Below are 15,311 nucleotides of genomic sequence, written 5' to 3'. Positions count from 1 at the left end.
TTTTTTTTATTTAGGGCTTTGTTATTATGCCATCATTAAATAAGGCAATTAAACAGACTACTTTGATTGAATTATTAATTATAATTTTGTGTTTTTACTTAATATATCTGGTAGCTGGGTTTTACGGTTTTAATGTAGATATGGAATGGATGTACCTAGTTATTGTTGCTTATATTCTTATTAAATCCAGAAAATATGCAGCTGAAACTGATGTAAATATTTTTTCTAAAATTAAATTTAGATATGTATTTTTAATAGTTATTGTAAATGTATTTTTTTCATATGGGATGTTGTACTTAGCTAACACCTTAAATATAGGGAGTCTTTTAAGTTTTAGCTTAATTCCAAGTCTGAAAAGCATAGCTTTTATTGGAGGCTTAATTGGAACTATTTTAATCTCTCCAATTTCTGAAGAAATAATTTTCAGAGGAATTATTTTAAACAGGCTGAAATTAGTTGTTCCAGTTAATATGGCTATTTTGGTATCTTCATTATGTTTCGGAGTTCTTCATGGATATGGAAGTATGATTTCAGCATTTGTATTTGGATTGTGTATGTGTATTTTGTATATTAAAACAGACAACATTCTTGTTCCTGTATTTGCACATATTATGAATAATTTCTTTGCAGAATCTTTATTTTATTTGGATAGGGATGCAATACTTTTTAACAATGATTTGGTAATGATTACAATTACTATTTTAGCTATCCTATCTTTATATTTAATATTGAACTCTTTAAAGATTGAATGGAAATTTTTAGATAAGAAATAATACTTTATATATGCTGAAAATTAATTATATAATTAGGTGTTTTTACTATGAATATTAAAATGGTAGGCCTTGCAGTAGTTATTGCAGGCGTATCTTTATGTGTAATGTTTTTTGACTCTTATAAGTATATGGTTGCTGCACTGACTGTTGTTGTTTTCGGATTCCTTATAGCTTTAATAGGTTATTTGTCTGATGTTAAAAAGCAAAAAATAATTAATGACAGGTTAGATGATGATATTGAAAGGGTTATTCAACCTTTAATAACTAAATATTCTAATTTAAATAAACAATATTCTAGCCAGTATGATGGCGAGGAGTATGTTCAAAAAAGAATGGAATTGAATCGTAGTTTGGAAAAAGAACTTACTAAAAATCTTCCTTATTTGGAAAGCAGGCAAATTAAAAAGATTGTCATTAATTTTAGTAGGGAACAAAACAAATTATAATTTTTTTTCAAATAAATTATAATGTACAAAAAAGTACAACAAGGATTTAAATAGTACATTATTCTAAGTATATTATAGTGATTAAAATGTTTTCCCCAGGTTTGGATGAAGTAAAAGAAATTGCAAAAAATAACGAATATAAACGAATTCCGGTAGCTTATGAAATGTACTCTGATATAGCTACTCCAATAGAAGTATTAAGGATTTTAAAAGAAATTAGTAAACATTGTTATATGCTGGAAAGTGTTGAAGATTCACAAAAATGGGGAAGATACAGTTTTTTAGGTTTTGATCCACTTTTAGAATTTACCTGTCAAAATGGACGGGTTCAAATTAAAGGAGACAGCGAATTTGAAGACAGCTCCAAATTAACTGATGATGAGAAGATAATTATCGAAACAGAGGATCCTGGTGAAGTTATTAAAGATTTGGTTAGACAAAACAAATCTCCAAAATTACCTGATTTACCTCCGTTTACCGGTGGTTTTGTAGGATATTTTGCTTATGATTATATTAAATATGCAGAACCTTCCTTAAACCTTGATGCTGAAAATCAGGATCAGTTTAAAGATATTGATTTAATGTTATTTGATAAGGTTGTTGCATTTGATAATTTCAGACAGAAAATTGTTTTAATTGCAAATATGAAAACAGACAATTTGGATAAAAATTATAAAAAAGCCTGTGATGATTTGAAAAAAATAGCCAAATTAATTAAAACAGGCAAAAAAGCAAAAATTAAACCATTAACTTTAAAATCAGATTTCAAACCAGTGTTTTCACGTGAAAAATATTGTCAAATGGTAAATAAGGCTAAAGAGTATATTAAAGAAGGAGATATTTTTCAGGTTGTACTGTCAAACAGAATTGAAGCAGACATTTCCGGAAGCCTGTTTGATACTTACAGGGTTTTAAGAACTACAAATCCTTCACCTTATATGTTTTATTTTTCAAGTGATGATATTGAAATAGCAGGGGCTTCACCTGAAACTTTAGTTAAATTAAACAATAGAAAATTATATACATTTCCACTAGCTGGAACAAGGCCAAGAGGAAAAACCGAAAAAGAAGATTTGGCTCTTGAAAAAGAGTTGTTAAGTGATGAAAAAGAACTGGCTGAACATAATATGCTTGTAGATCTGGGACGTAACGACATTGGAAAAATATCTGAAATGGGTTCTGTCAGTGTTGATAAATACCTGTCAATTGAGAGATTTTCTCATGTAATGCATATCGGTTCAACAGTATCTGGAACTTTAAGAAAAGATTTGGATTCACTTGCAGCTATTGATTCAATACTTCCTGCAGGAACACTGTCCGGAGCTCCAAAAATAAGGGCTTGTGAAATTATTAATGAACTTGAAAATAATAAAAGGGGAATTTATGGTGGAGCTATTGGATATATTGATTTAAGCGGTAATGTAGATACCTGTATATCAATTAGAATAGCTTTTGCACGTAACAATAAAGTTTTCATAAGATCAGGTGCAGGAATTGTAGCTGACAGTGTTCCAGATAATGAATTTGATGAATGTTTAAACAAGGCGGCGGCAGTTATTGATGCTTTAAAAATAGCTGATGGGGGAATTTTATGATTTTATTAATAGATAACTATGATAGCTTTTCATATAACTTGTATCAATTAATCGGACAGGTAAATGATGATATTGAAGTTTATAGAAATGACAAAATCACCCCTGACGAAATTGAAGATTTAAATCCTGAAGCTATTATTCTATCTCCTGGCCCTGGAAGGCCGGAAGATGCGGGAATCTGTGTCGACACTGTTAAAAAATTCTATGATAAAATACCAATTTTAGGAGTTTGTCTTGGTCATCAGGCAATATGTGTGGCATTTGGAGGTAAAATATCTTATGCAAGTAAATTAATGCATGGAAAATCATCAATAGCTAAATTAAATAAAGACCCAATTTTTAAAGGTTTAAATGATGAAATTACTGTTGGAAGATATCATTCTTTAAGTTTGGTTGAAACTACACTGCCTAAAGATTTAAGAATAATTTCCAAAACAGCAGATAATGGAGAAATAATGGCCGTTAAACATGAAAAATACGATATTTATGGTCTTCAGTTTCATCCGGAATCAATATTGACTCCTGATGGAATTACAATAATTGAAAATTTCATAAACAAAATAATTAGGGAGGATAATTAAATGATTAAAGAAGCTATTTTAAAAGTCATAAACGGAAATGATTTAAATGCTGATGAAGCTTATAATACAATGGATGAAATAATGTCTGGGGAAGCTAGTGAAGTTCAGATGAGTGCTTATCTGACAGCTTTATCAATGAAAGGTGAAACAATTGAAGAAATTACAGCTTCTGCAAAAGCTATGAGAGCACACTGTGTAAAACTGTTAAATGATGAAGAAGTCCTGGAAATAGTTGGAACCGGTGGAGACGGGTCTAACAGTTTCAATATATCAACAACATCTTCAATTGTAATTTCTGCAGCGGGAGTTCCGGTAGCTAAACATGGAAACAGATCAGCGTCAAGTAAGTGTGGTGCAGCTGATGTTTTAGAAGCTTTAGGTGTTAATATTTATATTGAGCCAGAAAAAAGTCTGGAAATATTAAAAGAGATTAATTTATGCTTCTTATTTGCTCAAAATTATCATTTAGCTATGAAATTTGTAGATGGAGTCAGAAAAGAATTATCTATAAGAACAATATTCAATGTTTTAGGACCTCTGACAAATCCTGCAGGCGCTTCAATGCAGGTTTTGGGAGTTTATGATGAATCACTTGTAAAACCTCTTTGTGAAGTCCTTAAAAATCTGGGAGTTAAATCTGCATTGTCAGTACACGGTCAGGACGGACTGGATGAAATTTCAGTTAGTGATAAAACATCCATCTGTGAACTTAAAGATGGAGAGTTAAAATGTTATGAAATAGCTCCTGAAGACTTTGGAATGGAGAGATGTTCTAAAGAAGATCTTGTAGGTGGAAACCCTAGGGAAAATGCAGAAATTACATTGTCTATTTTAAATGGCCAAAAAGGACCAAAAAGAAATGCAGTTGTTTTAAACTCTGCTGCTGCTTTGTATGTAGCTGGAAAAGCAGACTCTATAGCTGATGGTGTTAGATTAGCCAGTGAAATTATTGATTCTGGTAGAGCTAAAAAACAGCTTGAGAAATTTATTGAATACACAAACAGTTGATTTTATGTTAGATAAAATAGTTGAAAAAACAAAAGAAAGAGTGTCTGAAGCTAAAAAGGTTAATTCATTAGATAAACTCAAATATAAAATATTCAATCTTGATGTTTATTTCAATTATCCTTTTAAAAAAGCCCTAGGCAGTGATGATATCAGCATTATTGCTGAAGTTAAAAAAGCATCTCCATCTAAAGGTTTAATAGCTGAAGATTTTGATTATGTAAATATTGCAAAAGAATATGAAGCTGCAGGAGCATCAGCTATTTCAGTTTTAACAGAACCTTACTTTTTTCAGGGTTCTGATGATTATTTAAAGGAAATAGTTAAAAATGTTAAAATTCCAGTACTTAGGAAAGATTTTGTTGTTGACGAGTACATGATTTATGAAGCCAAGTTACTTGGAGCATCTGCAGTATTGCTTATTGTATCTATTTTATCTGATGAGCAATTGGAACAGTATCTGACTATAACTCGTGTTTTGGGAATGTCTGCTATTGTTGAAGCTCATGATGAAAATGAAATTAAAAGGGCTGTTGATGCAGGTGCAGATATTATTGGTGTAAATAATAGAAATTTAAAAGATTTTAGTGTAGATATTGAAAACAGTATTCGTCTACGTAGCTGTGTAGAGGAAGATATCATATTTATTTCTGAAAGTGGTATTAAAACAAAAGAAGATGTTGCCAGATTAAAAGAAAATAATGTTGATGCAGTTTTGATAGGCGAAACTTTAATGAAATCACCAGATAAGAAGGCAATGATTCAGGAGTTTAAGAATGGTTAAAATCAAAATCTGCGGACTTAAACGATTGGAGGATATAGAGTTTGCAAACAAATACAAACCGGATTATGTAGGATTTGTATTTGCTGAAAGTAAAAGGAAAGTAGATTATAATCTTGCAAAACAAATGAAAGCAAAACTCTGCGAAGATATTCAAAGTGTTGGTGTTTTTGTAGATGCAGACATTAGTGAAATCCTGAAATTATGCAGTGACGGTACAATTGATATTGCACAGCTTCATGGGACGGAAAACAAAGAGTATATTAAAACTCTTAAAGAAAAAACAGATTACAAATTAAAGATTATTAAAGCTATTGAAGTATCTGAAAATACAGATTTTTCTGAGTATGATGATTCATTAGCTGATTATTTGTTGCTTGACAGTGGAAAAGGATCAGGCAAAACCTTTGACTGGTGGCTGATTAGAAAAAACTTGAAAAAAGAATTCTTTTTGGCAGGCGGGTTAAACAGTGAAAATATCACTCAAGCTATTGGGGAAGTTAGGCCATATGCAATTGATTTAAGCAGTGGTGTTGAAACTGACGGATTTAAAGATGAATATAAAATAAAAAAAGTCATGGAGGCTAAAAATATGAATGATGGAAGATATGGAGAATACGGCGGACAGTATATCTCAGAAACTTTGATGAATGAATTAATTTACTTGGAAGAGCAGTATTATCATTATATGGATGATTCTGAATTTGTAGAAGAATTAAATACACTTTTAAAAGAATATGCTGGCAGACCTTCTTTGTTATACTATGCAAAAAGAATGACTGAAGATTTGGGAGGAGCTAAAATTTATTTAAAGCGTGAAGATTTAAATCACACAGGAGCTCATAAAATCAACAATGTCCTTGGTCAGGTTTTACTGGCTAAAAAAATGGGAAAAACAAGAGTAATAGCTGAAACTGGAGCAGGTCAGCATGGGGTAGCTACAGCAACAGCAGCAGCACTTTTGGATATGGAATGTGAAGTGTACATGGGTGAGTTAGACACCAAACGTCAGGCTTTAAATGTTTATAGGATGGAACTGCTTGGAGCAAAAGTTCATCCTGTAAAATCAGGAACAAAAACCTTAAAAGATGCAGTTAACGATGCTTTTAGAGACTGGATTGGAAGAGTTCATGATACAAATTATGTAATAGGTTCAACAATGGGTCCTCATCCATTTCCAATGATGGTTAGAGACTTCCAGGCAGTAATAAGTGCTGAAGCCCGTAAACAGTTCTTGGAAAAAGAAGGAAAACTTCCTGATGCAGTTTTAGCGTGTGTTGGTGGTGGAAGTAATGCTATGGGTGCATTTTACAACTTCATAGATGATAAGGATGTTAAATTAATCGGATGTGAAGCAGGAGGAAAAGGAGTGGATACTCCATATAATGCAGCAGCTTTGACTAACGGACAAATCGGAATATTTCATGGGATGAAATCTATATTTAATCAGGGAGAATATGGGCAGATATCTGAAGTTTATTCTGTTTCAGCAGGTCTTGATTATCCTGGAGTAGGTCCTGAACATGCACATTTAAGAGATATTGGAAGAGCAGAATATGTGCCGGTTACTGATGAAGAAGCAGTAAATGCTTTTGAATATTTGTCAAAAATGGAAGGAATCATTCCGGCTATTGAAAGTGCTCATGCAGTAGCACACGCAATGAAAATAGCTCCAAAAATGGATAAAGATGAAATTATTATGATATGTCTTTCCGGAAGGGGAGACAAGGATGTTGCATCAATTGCAAGATATAGGGGAGTTGAGTTATATGAGTAAAATAGCAAATGCATTTAATGACGGTAAGGCATTTATAGGATTTTTAACTGCAGGAGATCCGACAGTCGAAAAAACAGTAGAATACATTTTAGCTATGGAGGAAGCAGGCTGTGATTTAATAGAAATTGGAATTCCATTTTCAGACCCGATGGCTGAAGGAGTTGTAATTCAGGATGCAAATATAAGGGCATTAAGTCATAATACAACAACTGATGATGTATTTGAAATAGTCCGGAAAGTTCGCCAAAAAACAGATATTCCATTAGTATTTCTAACTTATATCAATCCTGTTTTCTTCTATGGTTATGAAAAATTCTTTAAAAAATGCGGCGAACTTGGAATCGATGGAATTATCTCACCTGACCTGCCTTACGAGGAAAAAGGTGAAATTAAAGACATTGCATTAGCTAATGATGTAGATGTTATTTCATTAATAGCTCCAACTTCAAAAGAAAGAATTCAAAAAATAGCCGGTGATGCAACAGGATTTATTTATGTTGTTTCTTCTTTAGGGGTTACTGGAATGCGCAGTGAAATAAAAACAGACTTGAAATCTATTTTAGATGATATTCGTGCAGTCAGTGACCTGCCCTTAGCTGTTGGTTTTGGTATTAACACACCTCAACAGGCTTCCAACATTGGTAAAATAGCCGACGGAGTTATTGTAGGAAGTGCTATTGTAAAAATCATTGAAGAGCATGGTGAAAATGCAACAGAACCTCTAAAAGAATATGTCTCAGCTATGAAAAAAGCCTGCAATGAATAAAATGGGGGAAAATATAATATTTTTTCCTTTTTTGAGTCTATAAAATTTTATAGGTTTATTTATTTTGTGTTTTCTGTCTAATTTTGTATTTTGCTAGTCTAAAATTGGTATTGTTTAATAAAATAATATGGAACTACATAGGAGATTACACTTATTTAGAATCAACTGTTAAATCTTTAACTATTAATTATTTGGTTGTAAAATTTTATAGTTCATTAAATAAGATATATTCATTTTTAATTTAATTTTTTATATATTTAATCAAATAAGTATTTTTAGTGTAGGTAAAATAAAATTAAAAAGTTTATATAAAGTTTTGAATATAATTAAAAGTTGAAAAAATGATATTGGAGGAAAAACAAATTTTTATGATGTCATAAAATAATCATGTAAAAAATTTCCTAAAATTTTTCATCTGTATAATAATCGTGTTTTCTTTAATTAATGCAGTATGTATAATTATCTTTTAGATGGAAATGCTCCTTTTGTTTATGCGAATTATGGGTCTGGAATATATGAAAATCCAATTAAAAAACCTATAAAAACAGCTACAAGATATGTGATAGATGAATCATTAGGGGAAAGTAACTTGAAAAAAACTTTTTATTTACCGTATAATTATTTCAAAGGTGTTGTTGAAGATATGGCTTGGAGAAGATTTTGGAATTATTTAGATTCTGAAGGGGTTGTATGATGGTTTCAGAGGTTAAGTTGGTTATATTGTCTATTTTATTTGTAGTATTTTTGATGGCAGGAACATATGACAGAAAATATAGGCTAAAAAATAATCATTTAATAAATATTTATACTGTGATTTGGTTAATTTCAATTTTGTGTGCACTGATGTTGTTTTGAATGGAATATTGGGGTATTGTTTTAAAATTTTATAATTTTAATATTTAAATTTGATGGTTATATAAAATAAAGTGATTATAATTAAGGGGATAAAAATATTTTATTTTTTTTATCTTGTTATTTTTTTTTTAAAATAATGTGGTGATTTAATGGTAGGAATGATAATGACAAGTATGTTTGTTGCATTTTTTGTAATTGTGGTGTGTGGATATGTTTATAACACGTTTTTAAGATTTAAACAAAAAGAAGGTAATGAATTTTTAGATAATCTTATTCAAGCTATAGGTATAGTTAGCATCATGATAAGTCTTATATTTATGGGAACTAGGGGATGGTATGCTTTTCATAGTAATTCTGAATTTAAAATTATTGCTATTGTGGGATTAATTGGTCTTTTTGAAACGTTGGCTATGTGGCTTGAAATTATTGAATTTAAAAGGGGAATTCATAGTAAATTTCATAAGTATCTTGTAGCAGTGCTTGTTGTACTTATGATAATAGTTATAATTTTATAAATGTGGGATTTTATATTTTCATCATTGAAAATATTATGTGAATGGAAGTTTTAGATTCTGAAGGGAGGTATGATGGTTTCAGAGGTTAAATTAGTTGTATTGGTTATTTTATATCTTATATTTATGATGTCTGGATTATATGATGGAACTCAGCATTTAGCATCTAATTTTACTGCGATTTAGTTAATATTTTTTACAATAGTTATAATGATGGCAAAATTATTTGGATTTAATTTTTAAGCAGGAATAATTAGTAATGGATTTGGCAATAATTTAAATTATTTGGGCTCTGAATTTTTTAGTTTTTGGATAATTGTTGTATTATTATTTTTGTACTGAATCCTTGTGATATAATTACTGATTATAAAAATATATTTAAATATACTGTTTTTGCAACTGATTTTTGCTTATATTTGTGTATTTGTTTATGTGGGTGTTTTTTGTTTGAGTAATTTGAAAAAGTCTTCTATTTTTCCCAGTATTGGTTTGAAAAAGATTAAGTCAACAAATATTCAAAAAGAAATATATTCTAGAAGAAATAATATTGGAACTGTATTTATCATAATAAAAAGAAAATTTAGCAGAATAAATAAAAACAAAACCGTATGGCTGCAAATAAAGAAACAAGACTTAAAACATTATTTTACAATATTCAACAAATTTCAAGACGGATTTTACGTCTCCTTTTTTAGCAAAAATATAAATAAAATATCTTATTAATGTATAAATTTAGAGAATAATTTAAATGCTCTTAAAATAAAGCATATTAAATAATAACTTATCCTAGTTGTGATTAGAAATGAGGTCAAAAATAGCAGTATTGGCGGGTATGATTGGAAATAAAGTTGTTCAAAAGGCAGGCAGAAAAGGAACATCTTTAACTGGAAAAATAGCCCTTGCTGTTAAACCAGATATTTTAAAGGATTTTGCAAAAAAATGTGATAAAGTAGCAATTATTACAGGAACAAACGGGAAAACAACTACAAACAATTTGGCAAATCACATTTTTGAAGGTAAAGATTATGATATTGTATCTAATTTAAATGGTTCCAACATGATTACAGGAGTTACCAGCTCTTTTATTCAAAACCATCAAAGCCATTATGACTGGGGAATATTTGAAGTAGATGAGGGGTCTATGCCTAATGTTACCAGATATCTGCCAAGTGATTATATAATTATAACAAATTTTTTTAGAGATCAGTTAGACAGATATGGGGAAGTGGAAAACACAATTAAATTAGTTCAAAAATCAAGTAAAAGACATAATTCCACACTTATTTTAGATGCAGACAGTCCAATTTCTCTTTATTTTCAGGATTCCAATCAGCCAAAAGTGTACTATAGCTTAAAGAAAAATCCATTCAGTAAAAATGGTATCAATGTTGAGGAATCTGTATTCTGTCCTGTCTGTGGAAATAAACTGGATTATGAATATATCAATTATGGAAATCATGGTAAATTTTCATGTTCTGAATGCGGAGCCAAAAATCATGAAGCGGATTATGTAATTGATGATGTGACTTTCAAAAACGGAAGTTATAATTTCACAGTTAAAGATAAAAAAGAATCAGCTCAAATCAACTTAAATCTGCTTGGAATTTACAATGTTTCTAATGCTCTTGCAGCTATTGCTCTTGCAAGGGAAAACGGTTTCAGTTATGATGTAATTAAATCTCAAATTGAAAACTTTGAATATAAACGTGGAAGAATGGAAAGGATAGCTGTAAATGGCTGTGATGTTGTTTTGGTTTTATCTAAAAATCCTGTCGGTTTAAGTGAAGTTTTCTCAACTATAAAATTTGATGAAGATAAAAAATCCTTCATGTTTATTTTAAACGATTATGGGCCTGACAGTAAAGATATTTCCTGGATTTGGGATGCATATTTTAAAGAAATAGCTAATACTCCAAATATTGATAAATTTTACTGTGTTGGAACAAGAGCTGAAGAAGTAGCTTTAAGATTAAAATATGTGGATTTCCCAACCTCTAAAATTGAAATTTACCACTCAAAAGATCAAAGTGACATTGCTGAATGTGTAGAGGAAATTGTAGCTGAAAATGATAAGGCGTATATTATCGGAACATTTACCGCAATGCCTGAAGCTAGAAAAGTACTTATGAAACTTAAAGGGGAAAAAGCATGAGTTTTGAATTAAATGTTGTTGATATGTATTCTGATATTCTGAATATCTACGGGGACATAGGTAATCTAAAATGCATTAAAAAAAGATGTGAATGGAGAGGCATTAAATTTAATCAGAAAAGCTATTCTGTAAATCATGACATGGATTTTGATTATGATGATATTGACTTGATTTTAATTGGCGGAGGTTCTGACAGAACTCAAAGCATTGTTTCCAATGATTTATTGAAGCAAAGACAGGATTTAGAAAATTATATTGAAAACGATGGAGTAATATTAACTATCTGCGGAAGTTATCAGATGTTCGGCAATGAATATTATGATGTTAATGGAGACAATATTTCCTGTCTTGAAATATTTGATATTAAAACAACAAGTCAGCAGGACAGATTGATTGGAGATATTTTAATAGAAAATAACCTTGGTTTAGAACCGAAAGAAGTGGTTGGTTTTGAAAATCATGGTGGAAGGACATTTCATAATTATAAAAGCTTAGGCAAGGTTATATCCGGACATGGAAATAATGATGAGGATAATAATGAAGGGATGATTTATAAAAACTTCATAGGAACATATTTGCACGGACCGTTTTTACCAAAAAATCCTCACATTGCGGATTATTTGATATTTAATGCTATGAAGAATAAATATGATGTTGATTCAATTGAAGAGTTAAATGATGAAATTGAACTTAAAGCACATGAGGTTATGGTTAATAGATTAAAATGATTTATTTAATAGTCCTTTACTAAAATTTTTTAAATACTGACCTAATGTTTTATAAGTAATAAAGATAAAAATATAAATATCTAATTAATAATTAATAAATTCTTATTAGAGGATTATATATGTTCAAAGCGGAATTAAGTGATTCTAGTATATTAAAAACAAGTTTTGATGCTATTTCATCTATTGTTGATGAAGTACAAATTCAAACTGATAGTGAAGGTATGAGGTTAGATGCCTTAGACCGTAGTCATATAACATTCGTACATTTAGAATTAAAAGCAAGTTTATTTGATGAATATGTTTGTGATGTTCCTGAAAAGATTAATATTGATACTGGGGAATTCATGAGTGTTCTTAAACGTGCAAAATCTCAAGATAGAGTTATCATGTCTTTAGATGAAGGTAATTTTATAATTACTTTTGAAGGGGATGCTACAAGAACTTTCAAAATAAGATTAATTGATATTGAATATGATAATCCTACTCCACCAGAACTTGAACATCCTGCAGCTTTCAAAGTTCACTTTGGAATCTTAAAAGATGCAATTAATGATATTGATATTTTCTCAGATAAAATAGCTCTTCAAGTTGATGAAGACTACTTTAGAGCATCTGCTGATGGTGAATTTGGTGATGCAAGTATTAAATATCTTCATGGTGAAAATATCAGCACTCAAGAAAAATCTTTATTCTCATTGGACAAAATTAGAGAAATGCTTAAAGCAGACAAATTCTCTGAAGAAGCTGAAATCGGTTTAGGTACTGACATGCCATTAAAATTAACTCTTAATATGGTTACTGGTGATGGTAAACTTAGTTTCTTACTTGCTCCAAGATTAGAATCAGATGAATAATTTTTCATCTATAAACTTTTTTTTATTTTTATATTAAACTCATCAGAGATGGTATTAAGTGGATCAATTCTTTCAACAATTGCGTAAAATTCAAAAAAAAGAGCGTAGTAACGGTACATTAGCTCGTGTAGAAGACTCCTTTTATAAAGATATTCATAAGTATTTAGATGAGTTAAGGACCCATATAGGTAATGATCCATTTGCTGCAGAACAGTACTTGCTAAAAGATACTCAAAGAATAGCTACTGAGATTTGTGAAAGGCGCGAACACAAAATTACTGATGCGGCTGTTGTTAATATTCACAGGTCTTACCATTTATTTGCAGGTAAGCCACAATTTGATTTAATTGACACAACACCTCTTAATTTAACTCCTGAAGAAGAAAAATTTTACTTTTCTTTAATTGATACTTTAACAAATCATAGAAAAAGCATTTCACTTGAAAAATTATCTTCTGATGATGATACTCCAAGTGAAACTGATGTTCCTGTTAAAGAAACCCCAAAACCTCCGGTCAATACTTTGGATGATGAAGTTAAAAGTTCCCGGGATGATGCAGTTTTAAATAGAATTGATGAAATTTCCAAAGCGAAAGTAATCACTGATGAAAAGCCAGAGCCAATCGAAAAACAAATTCAAAAGTCAAATATTAAACCCGCTAAAGTTGAAGATGATATATCTGAGTTAGCAAGAGATAATGATGAATTTGTTGACTTGGAATCTAGAAAAATAGCTAAAGATTCAGAACTGGTTACAATGCTTGTATTTGATGATGTTGATTCTATTGTTGGAGTTGATGAAAAGGTTTATGGTCCGTTCAGACCTCAGGATTTAGTGGTTTTACCTAAAATCAATGCTAAAATTTTTGTTAAAAATCATAAAGCTCGTTTTGTTAAAATCTAAACCTTTAAATATTGTAAAGAATATAAATACAAACCGTATCTATTTGTGATAATAAGAAATTATATTTTTTTATATAATTTGGATTTCTGCTTTGTGTAAACGGAGTATGTTACAATACAGTTTTAATCCTCTAGATCTTTGATATTTTTCAGACTAGATAAAATTCTCATATAGATTTATAATAATTTAATTAATCGGACACTTTTTAGTGTAAAATTTAATGGTGGAAATATGAAAATACCAAAAGAAAAAAGAACTTACTGTCCACATTGTAAAAAACACACAATGCACGAAGTACATACTGCAAAAAAAAGAAAAGCTAGTGAGTTAAAATGGGGACAAAGACAATTCAGACGTGTAACTGCTGGATATAGAGGTTATCCAAGGCCTTTACCTGCTGGAAACAAACCAGTTAAAAAATTAGATTTAAGACTTAAATGTAAAGAATGTGGAAAATCCCAAATTAAAAAATCATTCAGAACTGGTAAAGCAGAATTTGTAGCTAAATAAGGTGGTTAACATGGTTAGTAAAGGTAGAGGAAACTTTTTAAAAGTAAAATGTTTAGATTGTGACAATGAACAAATCATCTTTGATCGTGCTGCATCAGATGTAAAATGTATCATTTGTGGTAAAACACTTGTCAAATCTCGTGGTGCTAAAGCTAAAATTATGGCACATATTGATAAAGTTTTAAACTAGATTCAATCGAAATTTTTTAATCTAGCTTATTATTTTTTCTATTTTTTTTTAAATTTTTATTTTATTTTTGGTGATTATATGGTGAGGAAAAATCAAGAATGGCCTGACGAAGGAGAACTTATTATTGGTACTGTTTATAAAGTTCTTAATTATGGGGCTTTCGCAAAATTAGAGGAATACCATGGTAAAGAAGCTTTTATTCACATTTCTGAGGTATCTTCTGGTTGGGTAAAAAATATCAGAGACCATGTAAGAGAAAATCAAAAAATAGTTTGTCGTGTTCTTAGGGTAAATCCTAAAAAAGGGCATGTGGATGCTTCTTTAAAAAGAATTAGGGAAGATCAAAGAACTAAAAAAATCCAGCATTGGAAAATTGAACAAAAAGCTGAAAAATTCTTGGAATTATCTGCTAAATCATTAGACAAATCTTTAAATGATGCTTATGAGGAAGTAGGTTATGAATTAATGGATATTTTCGGTGATGTTTACGGTGCTTTTGAAACAGCAGCTGATGATGGTGCAAAATCTCTTACTGATGAAGGTATATCTCAAGAGTGGGCTGATGCTATAACTGAAATAGCTAGTAAAAATATTACTCCTCCTGAAGTTCATATCAGTGGTTATGTTGATATTGAAACTTTTGTCCCGGATGGTGTTGATATCATTATTGAAGCTCTTAAAGCAGCTGAAGATAATGGGGACGAAGAGGAAGAAATTAAGGTTCAATGTGTTGGTGCACCAAGATATAGGATAACTGTAAAATCTACTGATTACATTTTAGCTGAAAAAGCTCTTAAAGCAGCAGCTGATAGATGTATTGAAATAGTTGAAGCTTCTGAAGGAAATGGTTCTTTCTTAAGAGAGTTGGATAGCTAGATTTTT

At 30.3% G+C, this 15,311-nt stretch carries 17 protein-coding genes and 1 pseudogene; 17 read left to right on the top strand and 1 reads right to left on the bottom strand.

Annotation, left to right across the window (positions count from 1 at the left end; translation table 11 throughout):
• The first annotated feature begins 26 nt into the window (after window positions 1-26).
• From ACMC9J_RS04115 to ACMC9J_RS04070, 10 genes are all read left to right on the top strand, one after another.
• Complete coding sequence (locus ACMC9J_RS04115; RefSeq protein WP_019266775.1) at window positions 27-773, top strand: CPBP family intramembrane glutamic endopeptidase; 747 nt, start codon at window positions 27-29, stop codon at window positions 771-773.
• 47 nt (window positions 774-820) lie between these two features.
• The gene (locus ACMC9J_RS04110) at window positions 821-1,219 is read left to right on the top strand and encodes a hypothetical protein (protein ID WP_019265035.1); all 399 of its coding nucleotides are present in this window, start codon (window positions 821-823) and stop codon (window positions 1,217-1,219) included.
• Between the two features lie 86 nt (window positions 1,220-1,305).
• A complete protein-coding gene (gene trpE, locus ACMC9J_RS04105; RefSeq protein ID WP_427003629.1) occupies window positions 1,306-2,814 on the top strand; it encodes an anthranilate synthase component I in 1,509 nt (502 codons plus the stop codon).
• Entirely contained in the window at window positions 2,811-3,395 is a 585-nt protein-coding gene (locus ACMC9J_RS04100; protein WP_019265033.1) for an anthranilate synthase component II, read from the top strand. The genes trpE and ACMC9J_RS04100 overlap by 4 nt, the downstream gene beginning before the upstream one ends.
• Complete coding sequence (gene trpD, locus ACMC9J_RS04095; protein ID WP_427003588.1) at window positions 3,396-4,403, top strand: anthranilate phosphoribosyltransferase; 1,008 nt, start codon at window positions 3,396-3,398, stop codon at window positions 4,401-4,403. It begins immediately after the preceding gene.
• 4 nt (window positions 4,404-4,407) lie between these two features.
• Window positions 4,408-5,184, top strand: a complete 777-nt coding sequence (gene trpC / locus ACMC9J_RS04090; protein WP_427003587.1) for an indole-3-glycerol phosphate synthase TrpC — start codon at window positions 4,408-4,410, stop codon at window positions 5,182-5,184.
• Window positions 5,177-6,958 (top strand): tryptophan synthase subunit beta, encoded by a 1,782-nt coding sequence (trpB, locus tag ACMC9J_RS04085; RefSeq protein WP_427003586.1) that lies wholly within the window; start codon window positions 5,177-5,179, stop codon window positions 6,956-6,958. Before trpC ends, trpB begins: the two co-directional genes overlap by 8 nt.
• A complete protein-coding gene (gene trpA, locus ACMC9J_RS04080) occupies window positions 6,951-7,724 on the top strand; it encodes a tryptophan synthase subunit alpha (protein WP_094516132.1) in 774 nt (257 codons plus the stop codon). The genes trpB and trpA overlap by 8 nt, the downstream gene beginning before the upstream one ends.
• Window positions 7,725-8,175: 451 nt before the next feature.
• Window positions 8,176-8,418 (top strand): hypothetical protein, encoded by a 243-nt coding sequence (locus tag ACMC9J_RS04075; protein ID WP_427003648.1) that lies wholly within the window; start codon window positions 8,176-8,178, stop codon window positions 8,416-8,418.
• A 310-nt stretch (window positions 8,419-8,728) separates the two neighbouring features.
• Window positions 8,729-9,094 carry a hypothetical protein gene (locus ACMC9J_RS04070; protein ID WP_019265026.1) on the top strand — a complete coding sequence of 122 codons (366 nt, stop codon included), beginning with the start codon at window positions 8,729-8,731 and terminating at the stop codon, window positions 9,092-9,094.
• Between the two features lie 298 nt (window positions 9,095-9,392).
• Here the strand turns inward: ACMC9J_RS04070 and ACMC9J_RS04065 are convergent.
• A pseudogene (locus ACMC9J_RS04065) lies at window positions 9,393-9,585 on the bottom strand (IS5/IS1182 family transposase); the annotation flags it as partial.
• A 308-nt stretch (window positions 9,586-9,893) separates the two neighbouring features.
• On the opposite strand from ACMC9J_RS04065, the gene ACMC9J_RS04060 reads away from it, so the two are divergent.
• From ACMC9J_RS04060 to ACMC9J_RS04030, 7 genes are all read left to right on the top strand, one after another.
• Window positions 9,894-11,243, top strand: a complete 1,350-nt coding sequence (locus tag ACMC9J_RS04060) for a MurT ligase domain-containing protein (protein ID WP_427003585.1) — start codon at window positions 9,894-9,896, stop codon at window positions 11,241-11,243.
• On the top strand, window positions 11,240-11,971 hold the full coding sequence (locus ACMC9J_RS04055; protein ID WP_019267955.1) for a type 1 glutamine amidotransferase: 732 nt from the start codon (window positions 11,240-11,242) through the stop codon (window positions 11,969-11,971). The genes ACMC9J_RS04060 and ACMC9J_RS04055 overlap by 4 nt, the downstream gene beginning before the upstream one ends.
• A 119-nt stretch (window positions 11,972-12,090) precedes the next feature.
• Window positions 12,091-12,825: a proliferating cell nuclear antigen (pcna) gene (gene pcn / locus ACMC9J_RS04050; protein ID WP_019265021.1), complete on the top strand. Its 735-nt coding sequence runs from the start codon at window positions 12,091-12,093 to the stop codon at window positions 12,823-12,825.
• 58 nt (window positions 12,826-12,883) lie between these two features.
• The gene (locus ACMC9J_RS04045; protein WP_019266756.1) at window positions 12,884-13,729 is read left to right on the top strand and encodes a hypothetical protein; all 846 of its coding nucleotides are present in this window, start codon (window positions 12,884-12,886) and stop codon (window positions 13,727-13,729) included.
• A 231-nt stretch (window positions 13,730-13,960) separates the two neighbouring features.
• Window positions 13,961-14,239: a 50S ribosomal protein L44e gene (locus ACMC9J_RS04040; RefSeq protein ID WP_004032803.1), complete on the top strand. Its 279-nt coding sequence runs from the start codon at window positions 13,961-13,963 to the stop codon at window positions 14,237-14,239.
• A 10-nt stretch (window positions 14,240-14,249) separates the two neighbouring features.
• Window positions 14,250-14,429, top strand: coding sequence for a 30S ribosomal protein S27e (locus tag ACMC9J_RS04035; protein WP_004032804.1), 180 nt, complete (start codon window positions 14,250-14,252; stop codon window positions 14,427-14,429).
• 78 nt (window positions 14,430-14,507) lie between these two features.
• A complete protein-coding gene (locus ACMC9J_RS04030; RefSeq protein WP_019265019.1) occupies window positions 14,508-15,305 on the top strand; it encodes a translation initiation factor IF-2 subunit alpha in 798 nt (265 codons plus the stop codon).
• The last annotated feature ends 6 nt before the right edge of the window (window positions 15,306-15,311 follow it).

The organism is Methanobrevibacter intestini (assembly GCF_047402955.1).
Taxonomy (GTDB): domain Archaea; phylum Methanobacteriota; class Methanobacteria; order Methanobacteriales; family Methanobacteriaceae; genus Methanocatella; species Methanocatella intestini.
Note: the sequence above shows the minus strand (reverse complement) of the source record. Positions and strands in the feature narration are given on the sequence as shown.